The organism is Desulfurobacterium atlanticum, from assembly GCF_900188395.1.
In the GTDB taxonomy this organism is placed as follows: domain Bacteria; phylum Aquificota; class Aquificia; order Desulfurobacteriales; family Desulfurobacteriaceae; genus Desulfurobacterium_A; species Desulfurobacterium_A atlanticum.
The window spans coordinates 142022-156303 of record NZ_FZOB01000001.1 but is presented as its reverse complement, the minus strand read 5'-3'; the positions used below and the strand labels follow the sequence as shown (position 1 = coordinate 156303).

At 30.5% G+C, this 14282-nt stretch carries 14 protein-coding genes; all 14 read left to right on the top strand.

What is annotated here, in order from left to right:
- The first annotated feature begins 10 nt into the window (after positions 1 to 10).
- The 14 genes from CHB58_RS00810 (at position 11) to CHB58_RS00740 (ending at position 14117) form a co-directional block, all read left to right on the top strand.
- Positions 11 to 1300: a flippase gene (locus CHB58_RS00810; protein ID WP_089322195.1), complete on the top strand. Its 1290-nt coding sequence runs from the start codon at positions 11 to 13 to the stop codon at positions 1298 to 1300.
- On the top strand, positions 1293 to 2441 hold the full coding sequence (glf, locus tag CHB58_RS00805; protein WP_089322194.1) for a UDP-galactopyranose mutase: 1149 nt from the start codon (positions 1293 to 1295) through the stop codon (positions 2439 to 2441). The genes CHB58_RS00810 and glf overlap by 8 nt, the downstream gene beginning before the upstream one ends.
- Positions 2438 to 3487: a glycosyltransferase family 2 protein gene (locus CHB58_RS00800; RefSeq protein ID WP_089322193.1), complete on the top strand. Its 1050-nt coding sequence runs from the start codon at positions 2438 to 2440 to the stop codon at positions 3485 to 3487. Before glf ends, CHB58_RS00800 begins: the two co-directional genes overlap by 4 nt.
- A gap of 346 nt (positions 3488 to 3833) precedes the next feature.
- Positions 3834 to 4148, top strand: coding sequence for a nucleotidyltransferase domain-containing protein (locus CHB58_RS00790; protein ID WP_089322191.1), 315 nt, complete (start codon positions 3834 to 3836; stop codon positions 4146 to 4148).
- Between the two features lie 65 nt (positions 4149 to 4213).
- Positions 4214 to 5221 carry a glycosyltransferase gene (locus CHB58_RS00785; protein ID WP_245807298.1) on the top strand — a complete coding sequence of 336 codons (1008 nt, stop codon included), beginning with the start codon at positions 4214 to 4216 and terminating at the stop codon, positions 5219 to 5221.
- Between the two features lie 4 nt (positions 5222 to 5225).
- A complete protein-coding gene (locus tag CHB58_RS00780; RefSeq protein WP_089322189.1) occupies positions 5226 to 6584 on the top strand; it encodes an O-antigen polymerase in 1359 nt (452 codons plus the stop codon).
- Entirely contained in the window at positions 6581 to 7636 is a 1056-nt protein-coding gene (locus tag CHB58_RS00775) for a glycosyltransferase family 4 protein (protein WP_089322188.1), read from the top strand. The genes CHB58_RS00780 and CHB58_RS00775 overlap by 4 nt, the downstream gene beginning before the upstream one ends.
- Entirely contained in the window at positions 7633 to 7938 is a 306-nt protein-coding gene (locus tag CHB58_RS00770) for a glycosyltransferase family protein (RefSeq protein WP_180706383.1), read from the top strand. Before CHB58_RS00775 ends, CHB58_RS00770 begins: the two co-directional genes overlap by 4 nt.
- Positions 7939 to 7953: 15 nt before the next feature.
- Positions 7954 to 8427 carry a DDE-type integrase/transposase/recombinase gene (locus CHB58_RS00765; protein ID WP_089322187.1) on the top strand — a complete coding sequence of 158 codons (474 nt, stop codon included), beginning with the start codon at positions 7954 to 7956 and terminating at the stop codon, positions 8425 to 8427.
- A 41-nt stretch (positions 8428 to 8468) separates the two neighbouring features.
- Positions 8469 to 9035 carry a D-sedoheptulose 7-phosphate isomerase gene (gene gmhA, locus CHB58_RS00760; RefSeq protein WP_089322186.1) on the top strand — a complete coding sequence of 189 codons (567 nt, stop codon included), beginning with the start codon at positions 8469 to 8471 and terminating at the stop codon, positions 9033 to 9035.
- The gene (hldE, locus tag CHB58_RS00755) at positions 9028 to 10443 is read left to right on the top strand and encodes a bifunctional D-glycero-beta-D-manno-heptose-7-phosphate kinase/D-glycero-beta-D-manno-heptose 1-phosphate adenylyltransferase HldE (RefSeq protein WP_089322185.1); all 1416 of its coding nucleotides are present in this window, start codon (positions 9028 to 9030) and stop codon (positions 10441 to 10443) included. The genes gmhA and hldE overlap by 8 nt, the downstream gene beginning before the upstream one ends.
- Before the next feature lie 9 nt (positions 10444 to 10452).
- Positions 10453 to 11397, top strand: a complete 945-nt coding sequence (gene rfaD, locus CHB58_RS00750) for an ADP-glyceromanno-heptose 6-epimerase (protein WP_089322184.1) — start codon at positions 10453 to 10455, stop codon at positions 11395 to 11397.
- Positions 11398 to 12507: a glycosyltransferase family 9 protein gene (locus CHB58_RS00745; protein ID WP_089322183.1), complete on the top strand. Its 1110-nt coding sequence runs from the start codon at positions 11398 to 11400 to the stop codon at positions 12505 to 12507.
- A gap of 152 nt (positions 12508 to 12659) precedes the next feature.
- Positions 12660 to 14117: a mannose-1-phosphate guanylyltransferase/mannose-6-phosphate isomerase gene (locus tag CHB58_RS00740; RefSeq protein WP_089322182.1), complete on the top strand. Its 1458-nt coding sequence runs from the start codon at positions 12660 to 12662 to the stop codon at positions 14115 to 14117.
- The last annotated feature ends 165 nt before the right edge of the window (positions 14118 to 14282 follow it).

Sequence of the window (14282 nt, the reverse complement as noted above, 5' to 3'; positions counted from 1 at the left end):
ACTATCCATGATGATATCTAAATTAAAATTTTCTGTAAATACACCTGAGAAAAAAAGACTTTTAGAAAATTTCATCTCTCTATCCTTTTTACAAGGAGCAAACTATATTCTCCCTCTGATTACTTTGCCTTATCTTGTAAGAGTTTTAGGACCTGAAAAATTTGGCCTTATAGCGTTTGCACAAGCATTTATTCAATATTTCAATATTCTCACAGATTACGGCTTTAACTTATCAGCTACGAGGGAAATTTCTATACATCGGGAGAATAAAGAGAAGATTGCAGAAATTTTTAGCTCTGTAATGATTATAAAATTTGCTTTGCTTATTTTGTCTTTCATAATTATGACAATTATTGTTTTTTCTTTTGAAAAGTTTAGGAAAGATTGGTTGGTTTATTACCTAACTTTTGGAATGGTAGTTGGACAGGTTTTATTTCCTATATGGTTTTTCCAGGGAATGGAAAGAATGAAGTATATAACTTTTTTGAATATTACAGCTAAGTTGATCTTTACAGTTGCTATTTTCATTTTTGTTCATAAAGTTTCGGATTATTTTTACGTGCCATTACTAAACTCTTTAGGATTTTGTATAGCTGGTATTTTGGCTTTATGGATTATTTTTAGAAATTTTAATCTTTCCTTTAAGGTGCCAAAATTTATAACAATAAAATATCAATTAAAAGAAGGATGGTATATATTCATTTCTACCGTTGCAATAAGTTTATATACAATTTCTAACACTTTCATCCTGGGTTTATTTACAAACAACACAGTTGTTGGATACTATTCAGCCGCTGAAAAAATAGTAAAAGCAGTTCAAGGATTATTAGCTCCACTTTCTCAAACAATTTATCCGTATATTAGTAAACTTGTCAAGGAATCGGAAGAAAAAGGTCTTAAATTTATACAAAAAGTAACTTTTATAATTGGAGGAATAAGCTTTCTTTTATCATTAATTCTATTTTTCTTCGCAGATTTAATTGTTAAGATCCTATTAGGAAACAAATATGAAGCATCTATTGTAGTTTTGAGAATTTTAGCTTTTCTTCCATTTATAATAGCTTTAAGTAATATATTTGGTATTCAAACGATGTTAACTTTTAATTATAAAAAAGCTTTTTCAAAGATTTTGATAACTGCAAGCATTATTAATATTTTTTTAGCTTTTGTTTTAGTTCCTCTTTATCAACATATTGGTATCTCTTTTGCTGTGTTAATATCTGAAATATTTGTTACAGTTTCTATGTTTTCGTATTTGCAAAAAAAAGGGATAAAAGTTTTGGAGGGAAAAGTTGTTTGATTACATAGTAGTTGGTTCAGGCTTCGCAGGATCAGTAATAGCCGAGAGAATAGCAAATATTTTAAATAAAAAAGTTTTGATCATAGAGAAACGAAGTCATATTGGTGGAAATTGTTATGACTATAAAACTAAGGAAGGAATAATTGTTCATAGATATGGTCCTCATTTGTTCCATACAAACTATAAGGATGTTTTTGAATACCTTTCCAACTTCACAGATTGGCAACTTTATCATCATAAAGTTTTAGCCTTCATAGAGGGAAAGAAGGTTCCTATACCCTTTAACTTTAACTCTATTGAAATGTTATTTCCTCACATTTTGGCAGAAAGGCTAATAAATAAACTTCTTTCTAAATATTCCTACTGTTCTAAAGTTCCAATATTAGAGCTTAAAAAAGAAGATGATAAAGATTTAAAATTTTTAGCAGATTTTATATATGAGAAAGTTTTTAAAAACTATACAGCTAAACAGTGGAATAAAAGACCTGAAGAAATTGATCCTGAGGTTACTGCAAGGGTTCCAATTTTTATAGGTAGAGATAATAGATACTTCAACGATAAATATCAAGCCGTTCCAGTAGAAGGTTATACTAAAATCTTCGAGCGAATGCTTTTCCATCCGAATATAAAGTTAATGTTAAATACAGATTTTAGAGAAGTTATAAAAATAGATTTAGGAACTAAAAAAATATTCTTTTTTGAGCAGGAATTTAAAGGGAAAGTAATATTTACAGGAATGATAGACGAACTTTTTGAATACAAGTTTGGTAAACTTCCGTATCGTTCTCTTGATTTAAAGTTTGAGACTTTAGAAACAGAATACTTCCAGGAAGTAGCAACAGTTAATTATCCTAACGATTATGACTTTACAAGAATAACGGAATTTAAACATATTCATCCTATAAAAGTTAATAAGACGGTTATACTAAGGGAGTATCCTAAGGATTATAATCCTGAGAAAGATATACCTTATTATCCTGTATTTACAGAGGAAAATCGTGAATTGTATTTTAAATACAAAGAACTAGCTGAAAAGTTTGAGAATCTTATTTTGGTCGGAAGATTAGCGGAATATCGTTACTATGATATGGATGATGTGGTTAAAAGAGCATTAGAAGTTTTTGAGGAAAATATAAGATGATAGAGAATAATAAGGAAACAGTTTGTGCAGTAGTTGTAACTTATAATAGAAAAGACTTGCTTATTGAATGCTTAGAAGCTTTAAGAAAGCAAACGAGACCATTAGAGGGAATTTACATAATAGATAATGCTTCAACTGATGGAACTCCTGAACTCTTAAAAGAAAAAAGCTATATTAAAGAATTACCTCCAGAAAATCTAACTGAGCCGTGGGAAAAAGAATTTGAAGTAAAAAATTTAGTAGATGATAAACCTATAAAAATCCACTATGTTCGTATGCACGAAAATACAGGAGGAGCAGGTGGTTTTTATGAAGGTGTAAAGAGGGCGTATAAAGAAGGATATGATTGGTTATGGTTAATGGATGATGATGCAGAACCAAAAAAGGATGCATTGGAAAAGTTGTTAAAAGTTCGAAAACACTACTGCGTCAGTGCCTTAGCCTCTTTAAAGGTAAATATAAATGGAAAGGTTATACATCCTCACAGAGGATATTTTAACTTTAAGAATATTTTTAATGGTATTGTTAAACCTTTTGATGAAGCTACTTTAGGAAGGAGATATTTAAAAATAGATCATGCTTCTTTTGTTGGAATTTTAGTTAATAGAGAAGCTATAAAAAAAATTGGTTATCCTAAAAAGGAATTTTTTATCCATTACGATGATGTGGAATATTGCATAAGATTACGTAATGTTGGAGAAATTCTTTTAATTCCTAAAAGTATAATAATTCATAAAGAAGCTGCTAAAAAAGGTATTTATAAAAGATTTCTTTGGAAGAAGTCCTTGAGAGTTCCTTATGAAAAGTTGTGGTTATCTTACTATAGTGTTAGAAATTTAACATGGTTAGGAAAAAAATATGGGACAAGTAAAATTCATTTTTACTATGGATTAGTAAAAAACTATTTGCGGAAAATTATTGGTATAATTTTATTTGATGATAATAAGTTTAAAAGAATTAAATTTTTTACTAATGCATATTTAGATGGACTAAAAGGGCATTTTGACAATGAAAAACCTAAAAAACTTTTGTATAAGGAGGATTAAAAATATGTGATAAAAATCAAATCATAGACTGGTTAAAAGATAATCACCCAGAATTAAGCTGGACAAGAGCTCCTGGAGATGAACCTCCAACGGGAATAGATAGTTTGTATATTAATAGAAAGGAAGGATACGAAATAGCTTATTTGATGTATAAGTTTTTTAAAATTTGTTATATAAAATGTAATGATTCCAATCTTAAGAAAGTTTATGATGCAATTCAAAGTTATAAAAAAGGTGAGAAGGTCAAAAGAGAGGAACTCATTAAATTTTTACGGAAAAAATTTAATTGTTGAAAAGAAAGAAATTCGCACATAAGGAAAGACTGATATGTGCTTAACGAGGTAGAATGAATAGTAACTGGAAGAAAATTAGACTCTCGGAAGAAGAAATAAAGAAGATAAAAGAGACAGCGTATGAAGTTTTTGGAGAGGAAGTTAAAATTTACATTTTTGGAAGCCGAAGCGTTCCTAATAAACGGGGAGGTGATATAGATATTTTGATTAAAAGTTCCAGACAAATTTCTGTAGACGAAAAACTTAGCTTTCTGGCAAAGCTTGAATTAAAAGGCATTGAAAGAAAGGTTGATTTAATTACAATTTCTTCGGGAACCAATCTTAAGGATATTCGTAAAGATATTTTAAAAACAGGGTTGGAAATATGAGTAAATTTCCAAAAGTTTATATCATCATTCTCAACTATAACGGTTGGGCGGATACGATTGAGTGTTTGGAAAGTGTATTAATAAACGATTATCCAAATTATCAGGTTATTGTTATAGATAATAATTCTCCAAACAACTCAATGGAATACATAAAGAAGTGGGCTGAAGGCAAATTAAATGTTTGGGTAAAACCGGATCATCCTTTAAGACATTTATCTTTTCCGCCTATTAAAAAGCCAATTACTTATGTTTACTATACTCGCGAAGAAGCTGAGAAAGGCGGCAATTCAAAATTAGAGGCAAATTTAAATAGAAAGATGCCTGAAGGAATTACAACAAAATATCCATTAGTTTTTATTCAAGCAGGGAAAAATTTAGGTTTTGCAGGTGGAAATAATGTAGGGATTAGATATGCTTTAACCAAAAACGATTTTGAATATATATGGTTTCTAAATAACGACACTGTTATAGAAAAAGATGCATTATCTAAAATGGTTCAAAAATTTGAGAAATACAAAAAGGAAGGAAAAAAAGTTGGTATTTTAGGTTCTAAACTCCTTTATTATGATAGACCTGAAATTATCCAAGGTATTGGTGGAATCTATAATAAATGGTTCGCAGTAGCTAAGCATTTGGGAATTTTTGAAGAAGATAAAGGACAGTATGATAATGAGGAGGTTATTGATAAAATAGACTACATCATTGGGGCATCTATGTTAGTTAGTAAAGAGTTTATAGAAGAAGTTGGGGTAATGTGTGAGGATTATTTTTTATATTTTGAAGAAATGGATTGGACTTTAAGAGGAAAGAAAAAAGGCTATCAACTAGGATATTGCTGGAAAAGTAAAGTTTATCATAAAGAAGGAGGAAGCATTGGTTCAAGTTCAAAAGGAAATAAGAAGAGTGAAATTGCCGATTATTATGGACTCAGGAATAGAATTGTTTTTACAAAGAAGTTTTATCCAAAGTATTTGTGGAGTGTTTACTTGGGGTTTGTGGTTGTGATTTGGAATAGAGTAAGGAGAGGACAAATAAAAATTATTCCAAAAATTTTGAAGATTTTGTTTATTTAAGCAGATGTTTGAGATAGGCCATAAAATTGAACTTGTAAGTGGTTTGTTAAGATTTTCTTTACCTTTATTAACTTTAGATATTATTTTAATTTTACACTTTATACTATCGTGGCATTATACTAAAAAGAAAACAGGTTGGGTTATAGATTACTGGTATTTTACATTATTTTTATTATTTTTTATTCCAGTTTTGCTGATGTATCCTTTTAATGCTTCTTTTATGAATATTATATCGACAGGAAATGATTATTATAAATTAGAGAAATATATTGACAAAGCATTTTTAATTACTGTAACTGGTTATGTTAGCTTATGGATTGGTAGGTATATCTATGATACTTTAAAGCTTAAAACTATTTTCAGTATATTATATATTTTTATATTACCCATTGAAAAGGTGGTTTATTCAAACCTAAGAAGAGAAGTTGCTGTAACTATTTTATCAAGCATAACTATTATTATGCTCTTTTTTGTTTTTTTAATACAGGTTAAGTTTGGATATTTGTTTAATCCGCGAGGCTTTTTCCTTAAAAATGATGTTTTAAGACCGTTATATAATGTTACTATTTCATTATATCCCATTTCTTTATTGTACTCTTTTTTATTTTTCTTAAAATATAAAAAAGTAAAATTTAAACTTTTAGTTTATATTTTAATAGCAGGCGGGATATTTTTAGGAACAAGAGGAGCTATTTTGGGTTCATTAGTTACTTTATATCTATTTTATATTTTTGATAAAAATGGTAAAGAAAATTTCTTCAAAATATCGTTAGTAGGTTTGCTTACTCTTTTTTTAGCACTTTATATAGACTCCTTAAGGCATGGTCAATATAATATTTCAAATGTTTTATTAAAAGGTTTTATTAAAATCTTTTATGGTAATAATTTTTCAGACACAAGAGATTTCGCTTGGATATTATCGTATTGGAATGGAGAATACTTTTTAGGAAAAACTTATCTTGCGGGATTAATTTCATTTATACCAAGATTTATCTCAGATTTTAGATCCCAATGGGCTATTTCTGTAGTAACAAATAAAATAGTGGGTTTTTCTCCTTCAGAACATGCAGGTTTAAGACCTGGTATGTTTGGTGAAGCATATTTTAACTTTGGTATTTTAGGAGTAATATTTTTAGGATTAATAGCTGGTTATTTTTTAAGGTACGTAGATTTACAAATAAAGAAATCCGTTATGCTTTATGGAGATACAATAAAGGGTTATAGTAAAACAGTTATATATAGTTTTGTTTCAAAATTCTTTATTACTGCTGGTTTTTGGTCTTTTTATGTGTTTTTATTAATCAATGTTTTTCTCTTTTCTTTAAATTCTATTATCTTTTGTAAGGGTAAAGGAGAGTTATGAATATTTTAATTAACTCTCGCTTCCTAACTCAGAAAATTACAGGAACTCAAAGATTTGCGATAGAAATTTCACTTCAACTTAAAAAACTAATGCTAAATGTAGTGTTTGTCTCTCCAAGAAATATTCTTCATACTAAAATTGCAAATGAATTGAATGTTAAAACTATAGGAGTAAATACTGGGCATTTATGGGAGCAAGTAGATCTGCCTGTGTATCTAAAAAAAGTTGGTAATTCTCTTTTAATAAATTTAGTTAATGCTGCTCCTTTAATATACAAAAATCAAATTATCACTATCCATGACTTAGCTTTTTTAAAACATCCTGAATGGTTTTCAAGAAAGTTTTACCTATTTTATAGAACTTTAATTCCAAAAATAGCTAAAAAAGCAAAGATAATTCTAACTGTTAGCAATTTTTCAAAAACAGAAATTATTAATTTGCTTAATATACCATCACAAAAAGTAGAAGTAATTTATAACGGAATTTCGAACAAGTTTTCCTTTAATCCTTCTATAAAAAAAGAAAATTTTATCCTTGCAGTATCTTCTTTAGACCCACGGAAAAATTTCAAAAATCTTATTTTAGCTTTTAAGAAACTGAAGTTAAAAGAACATAAACTTTTAATAGTTGGAAGCAAAAATAAAGTTTTTTCTAACCAAGAAATTGAACAACTGATAAAGGAAACTCCAAATATAGAGTTTACAGGCTATGTTCCAGATGAAGAATTAGTTAATCTCTATCAGAGAGCAAAATTATTCGTTTATCCTTCTCTCTACGAAGGCTTTGGTCTTCCGCCACTTGAAGCTATGGCTTGCGGAACTCCTGTTGTAGTTTCAAATGTTGCAAGTTTACCTGAAGTTTGCGGTGATGCTGCTTATTATGTAAATCCTTATGATGTGAATGATATTGCAAAAGGTATAGAAACTGTTTTAAAATATGAACTGCTTCAAAAAGAATTAATAAAGAAAGGATTGGAAAGAGTAAAATTATTTAGCTGGGAAAAATCAGCAGAAAAGCTTGCAAAAATAATAGAAGAGGTTGTTCAAAATTGAAAATAGCGCTTGTTCATGATTGGCTTACAACTTTAGCAGGAGCAGAGAAAGTATTAGAAGTTATTTATAAACTATATCCTTCTCCTATTTATACTCTTGTAAAAAATGAAGAGAATTTCAAAAGTTCTATCTTTGAAAAAGCGGATATTAGAATTTCATTTATTCAAAAACTACCTAAATATAGGAATTATCTTGTGTTTTTTCCATTAGCAATAGAACAGTTTGATTTATCAGAAGATGTAACTACAATATCCCAAGTTAGAGAAAATGGATGTAAAAATATGCACGAAATTATCAGATAAATCGAAAGAGGATTTATGGCTAATGAAAGAAGAGGAAATCGACTGAAAACTCCAAAGAAAAAGCCGAAGGTTATAAAGCCAAGGAAAATACTTGGGATAGATGGCACAAAGTTTGGGATAGATAGGCCTGGATGGGCGACCCTGATAATAGTGATTGACTGGTACACAAAAGAGATACTTGGATATGAAATTTCCCTAAGAAATAAAAGCAGTCAATGGATAACTGCTCTTCAAGAAGCACTCTTCAACGGTTATCCTGAAGGAGCCATGGGCAAAGGGATAAAACTTGTCAGTGATTATGGAAGTCAACCTACGAGTAAAAGCTTTATGAAATTCTGTTCAGAACTTGGGATAAAGCAAATATTTGCAAGCTATAACAATCTGAAGGGAAATGCAGAGACTGAATGGAAAAAGAAGGAGATGAAGAAGTTGCATAGGGAACTTAACAAATTTTCTGAATTTTTGGTCTTGATTTTTAGGGGAGTATGACAGTGTAGATGAGGCATTTAATAAGCTAGTGGAGGTAGTGAATGATAATAACGGAAAAAGCTTTTAAGGAACATTTAGAAACCGTAACTAAATTGCGAAATCTTCTGAACGAAATAGAAAATTTAGGAAAGAAACTAAGTGATATTTTAAAAAAACACAATAAAGTCTTACTTATGGGCAACGGAGGAAGTGCAGCAGATTGTCAGCATATAGCAGCTGAACTTGTAGGAAGATTTAAAAAAGAAAGAAAAGGGCTACCAGCAATAGCTTTAACGACAGATACATCTATTCTAACAGCGGTAGGAAATGATTATTCCTTTAATGAAATTTTTGCAAGACAGATAGAAGCTCTGGCTAATAAAGGAGACTTAGTAATAGGTATATCAACCTCTGGTAATAGCGAGAATGTGATAAGAGGTATTTTAAAAGCTAAAGAAATTGGATGTTATACAGTAGGTTTGCTTGGAAAAAACGGAGGAAAGTTGAAAGATTTAGTTGACTTAGCCATAGTAGTTCCTTCAAATAATACTCCGAGAATTCAGGAATGTCATATATTAATCGGACACATAGTATGTGAAATTGTAGATAGGGAGTTTTCAGATGTTTGATAAGTTGGACTTTTCTAATGCTTCAGTCCTTGTCCTTGGTGATTTGATGTTAGATAAATACTATTTTGGAAATGTAAATAGAATTTCTCCTGAAGCTCCGGTTCCTGTAGTTAAAGTTAATCGTGAAGAATATACTCTGGGTGGTGCAGGTAATGTAGTTAACAACATTATCAACTTAAAAGCTAAAGCTTACATGATTGGAGCTGTAGGAGAAGATTCTAATAAAAGCGTTATCAAGCAGCTCTTAGACGAAAAACAAGTTAAATATCATCTTTTAGAAAGAGATTTACCTACAATTACTAAGATAAGAGTTGTTGGTGAACATCAGCAAATAGTTAGAATAGACTTTGAGGAGATAAAACATTTAGAACAGGAAGAGATAGAAAGGGTAAAAGAATATATTTTGACTCTAATTAATAAAGTTGATTGTCTGGTTATCTCCGACTATGGTAAAGGAATGGTTAACTTTGAGTTATCCCAATTTGTTATAAACCAAGCTCGAGAAAAAAATCTCCCTGTAATAGTTGATCCTAAAGGTAACGATTGGAGCAAATATAAAGGAGCAACAATTATCACACCTAACCTAAAAGAGCTTTCTGATTTACTGAAAATAGAAATAAGAAATGATGATAAAGAGATAGAAACTTATGGACAAGAAGTTAGAGAAAAGTATAACCTAAAGTATTTATTGGTAACCCGTTCAGAAAAAGGAATGTCTTTAATTGCAGAAAACGAGGTGCATCACATTAGATCCGAAGCAAAAGAGGTTTATGATGTTTCAGGGGCTGGAGATACTGTAGTTGCAACGTTGGCAACGGCTATATCTGCAGGGATTAATATTTCAGATGCTATCAAGATAGCAAATACAGCAGCTGGAATAGTAGTAAGGAAAATAGGTACGGCACCTATTACTTTGGATGAGTTAAAGAACGCTTTAAAAGTTTATAGGAATAGAAAGCTTAGACATCTTCAAGACCTGATAGTAGAGATAGCTATGTTGAGAGAAAAAGGAAAAAAAATTGTTTTTACAAATGGGTGTTTTGATATTTTACATAGAGGACATATTGAGTATCTGAAAAAAGCTAAGGAATTGGGAGATGTTCTTATTGTAGGTTTAAATAGTGATGATTCTGTAAAGAGAATAAAAGGTAAAGATAGACCTATAAATAGGCAGGAAGACAGAGCAGAACTTCTTGCAAGTTTAGAGTTCGTTGATTATGTAGTTATTTTTGATGAAGATACGCCTTATAACCTTATTAAGGAAATAAAACCTCATGTATTAGTTAAGGGAGGAGATTACAAATTAGAAGAGATTGTTGGAAGAGAGTTTGCGAAGAAAACTATAACTTTACCTTTTATTGAAGGCTATTCTACAACATTTCTAATAGAAAAAATGAGAAATAGATAGGAGGAACTAGTGATAATAGTTACTGGAGGAGCTGGTTTCATTGGAAGTAATATAGTTAAGGAGCTAAACGAGAAGGGAATTGACGAAATATTAATCGTTGATAACTTAGAAAATTCAGAGAAGCATAGAAATCTAAATAGGTTAGAATTTTTGGATTTTATAGATAAACGAGACTTTATAGAGAATCTTTCTAAATTCCAAGGTTTAAACATAGAAGTTATATTTCATCAGGGAGCATGTTCAAATACAATGGAGTATGATGGTAGATATATGATGGAAAATAATTATGCTTATAGTAAAAAGTTGTTGCATTTTGCTATGGATAATAAGATAAGGTTTATTTATGCATCATCTGCATCTGTTTATGGGACTGGAAAAAATGGTTTTAGAGAAGTAAAAGGATGCGAATATCCTCTGAATATTTATGCCTTTTCAAAGTTTCTATTTGATCATTATGTGAGGCGGATTATTAACAATGTAGAGGTTCAAATTGTAGGACTTAGATATTTTAACGTTTATGGTCCTCAGGAAAATCATAAAGAAAAAATGGCTTCTGTGGTATTTCATTTTCATAATCAAATATTAAAAGAAGGAAAGGTGAAATTATTTGAAGGTAGCGAGAACTTCAAGAGGGATTTCATATATGTAAAAGATGTTGTTAATGTTAATATGTTTTTCTTTGAGAATCCAGATAAAAAAGGAATATTTAATTGTGGTACAGGTAAAGCAAGAAGTTTTTTAGATATAGCAAAGATAATGCAACGATTATATGATAAGGATGTAAAAATTGAGTTTATTCCTTTTTCTGAGCAATTAAAGGGAAAATATCAAACTTTCACAGAGGCAGATTTAACAAATTTAAAGAAAACAGGATATGAGAAGTCCTTCACAGAATTAGAAATAGGAGTTAAGGACTATGTTCAAACTTTGAAAAGGAGTGGAGGTTATCTTTAAATGGGTAAAAAATATAACAATGAGAGGGGCAGTAAACTTTTAAAATTTTTAGATAGATATTTTGGTATTCCAGTAATATTCACATTAGGATTTTTTAACAGAAAGAGAAAAAGACCTCAATTAATTGAAAAGATAGCTTTATTAAAAACAGCTGCTATAGGTGATACTGTTTTACTTAGTGCTATTATAAGAGGTATAAATGAAAGTATGCCTCAAGCTAAAATAACTTTATTTACAGGTTCAAGTAATTACGAAATAGCAAAGATAATAGCTGAAGCATTCTTTAATGTGAACGTTATAAAGCTACCTATAAAGAATCCATTCAATGCAATTTCTATAATAAAACAATATGAGTTTGATGCTTGGCTTGATTTTGGTCCATGGCCAAGGTTGAATGCTTTATTTTCTTATTTTGCTAATGCTAAGTTTAAAGTAGGATTTAAAACTAAGAATCAATATAGACATTACATTTATGATACTGCCGTAGAGCATAGTGATAAGATTCATGAATTATTTAATTATAAAAATATTCTTAAACAAATAAATATAGAAGATAGCAATTTCCCGCAAATTAAAGTAGATACTAATGTTAAGAAAGATAAAAAACTAATTGTTATTCATATGTTTCCAGGAGGTTCAAGAAGTTATCTAAAGGAGTGGCCTGAAACTTACTGGATACAACTTATAGATTACTTGACGAGTAAAGGATATCTCATTACTTTAACTGGGGCAAAAGTAGATAGAAATCGTGCTTTACACATTTATAATTTGTGTAAAAGAAAAGATTTTGTAAACGTTGTCGCTGGTGAATTATCTCTAAAAGATGTAATTCTTTTACTAAGGAAAAGTTTTTTGGTAATTAGCGTAAATACCGGCATTATGCATTTAGCTTCTGCTCTAAACTGTAATCTTGTGGCTTTACATGGCCCTACATCTTCTAAAAGGTGGGGGCCACTAAATGAAAACTCTGTTGCTATTCAAAGCCCATTGAAGTGTTCTCCGTGTTTAAACTTAGGATTTGAATATGGTTGTAATAAAAATAAATGTATGGAATCAATTTCTGTAGATACTGTTCTTGATGCAGTAAGAAAATTTTTAAGAGATATTTAATTTTTGATATAGGATGTTAATAACGAATAATCTATGAATAAAAATTCAAAAAAACGCTGAAAAATTCAGTAAAGAAAGGTTTAAAAAAGAATTCAAGGAATTTGTAGATAAGAAAATAGAAGAATTTTTTGGTTAAAATTGGAGGAAAGTTAATGAAAACAATAATTCTTGCTGGCGGAAGTGGTACACGGCTTTTTCCAATATCAAGAAAAAAATATCCCAAGCAATTCTTAAAAATCGGTGATGAAAAATCCTTATTTCAAAAAACTGTTGAAAGAAGTTTACTTGCTGTTAATCCGGAAGATTTAATCATAATAACTAATAAAGATTACCAATTCCACATTAAAAACCAGCTCTCAGAAGTATTTAACGATTCAAGCGTTGAGTCTTTTAATCTAATTCTTGAACCGTTGGGAAGAAACACGGCTCCAGCAATAGCGCTTGCAGCAAAGTTTGCACTTGAAAAGCTTAAAGTATCTGAAGATGAAGTTTTATTTGTATCTCCTTCTGACCATATTATTTCACCTGTTGAAAAGTTTGCTGAATACATGAAGAAGGCTGAAAAAATAGCAAAAGAAGGATATATCGTAACTTTTGGTATTAGACCTACAAAACCAGAAACAGGCTACGGCTATATTGAAGCCGATAGTGCTCTATCACTAACCGAAACTAACCACAACTCACCCTCAACTAACCCTACCATTTACAAAGTGAGGCAATTCCACGAAAAGCCCGATTTAGAAACTGCTAAAGAGTATTTAGCAAAAGGAAATTACTACTGGAATAGTGGAATGTTTGCTTTTACTATAAAAACGATTTTTGAAGAATTTAAGAAAAATGCACCTGAAATTTATGAAAAAGTAGAAAATAGTACATTTGAAGAAGTTTTGGAGAACTTTGAATCTATGCCGGATACTTCTATAGATTACGCTGTAATGGAAAAAACAGAAAAGGGTGTTGTTTTGCCACTTGACATAACTTGGTCAGATGTAGGCTCATGGGATGCTTTTTATGAAGTGATGGAAAAGGATGAAAATAGAAATGTAAAGGTTGGTAATGTTATCGATATTAATACAAAAGATTCTTTGATTTTGGGTAATAAAAGAGTTGTTTCTACTATTGGAATTGAAGACTTAATGATTATTGAAACAGATGATGTTTTGTTAATCGCAAAGAAAGGGGAAGGTCAAAAGGTTAGAGAAGTTGTAAGAAAGTTAAAAGAAAGTGAGAAGTTTAAGCATTTAACAGAATTTCATACAACAGTTTATCGTCCATGGGGAAGTTTCACTGAGCTTGAAAAGGGGGATAGATACAGAATAAAAAGGATTACTGTAAAGCCGGGGGAGGCTTTAAGTTTGCAGCTTCACTACCACAGGAGTGAACACTGGGTAGTGGTAAAAGGAACAGCTAAGGTTATCCTTGAAGATGATAATGGAAATTTAAAGGAAATTTTTGTGCATGAGAATGAAAGTATTTTTGTTCCGAAAACAAGAAAGCACAGGCTTATAAATCCGGGGAAGATACCTCTTGAGTTGATAGAAGTTCAGGTCGGAGAATATGTTGAAGAAGATGATATAGTCAGGTTTGATGATAGGTATTGTAGGGAATGAGATTCTTCGCTTCGCTCAGAATGACGGAAGGGGGGGCTCAGGATGACGCTTTTCTCGTCACTCTGAGGGAGCACAGCGACCGAAGAGTCTCAAGGGATGAGATCCTTCGCTTCGCTCAGAATGACGGAAAGGGAAATGCTCAGGATGACGCTTTTCTCGTCACTC

Coding starts and splice junctions, on each gene's coding strand:
- gmhA (WP_089322186.1), top strand. CDS start 8,469: ATGATAATAACGGAAAAAGCTTTTAAGGAACATTTAGAAACCGTAACT.
- CHB58_RS00790 (WP_089322191.1), top strand. CDS start 3,834: ATGAATAGTAACTGGAAGAAAATTAGACTCTCGGAAGAAGAAATAAAG.
- CHB58_RS00780 (WP_089322189.1), top strand. CDS start 5,226: ATGTTTGAGATAGGCCATAAAATTGAACTTGTAAGTGGTTTGTTAAGA.
- CHB58_RS00765 (WP_089322187.1), top strand. CDS start 7,954: ATGGCTAATGAAAGAAGAGGAAATCGACTGAAAACTCCAAAGAAAAAG.
- CHB58_RS00745 (WP_089322183.1), top strand. CDS start 11,398: ATGGGTAAAAAATATAACAATGAGAGGGGCAGTAAACTTTTAAAATTT.
- CHB58_RS00775 (WP_089322188.1), top strand. CDS start 6,581: ATGAATATTTTAATTAACTCTCGCTTCCTAACTCAGAAAATTACAGGA.
- hldE (WP_089322185.1), top strand. CDS start 9,028: ATGTTTGATAAGTTGGACTTTTCTAATGCTTCAGTCCTTGTCCTTGGT.
- CHB58_RS00740 (WP_089322182.1), top strand. CDS start 12,660: ATGAAAACAATAATTCTTGCTGGCGGAAGTGGTACACGGCTTTTTCCA.
- CHB58_RS00800 (WP_089322193.1), top strand. CDS start 2,438: ATGATAGAGAATAATAAGGAAACAGTTTGTGCAGTAGTTGTAACTTAT.
- CHB58_RS00810 (WP_089322195.1), top strand. CDS start 11: ATGATATCTAAATTAAAATTTTCTGTAAATACACCTGAGAAAAAAAGA.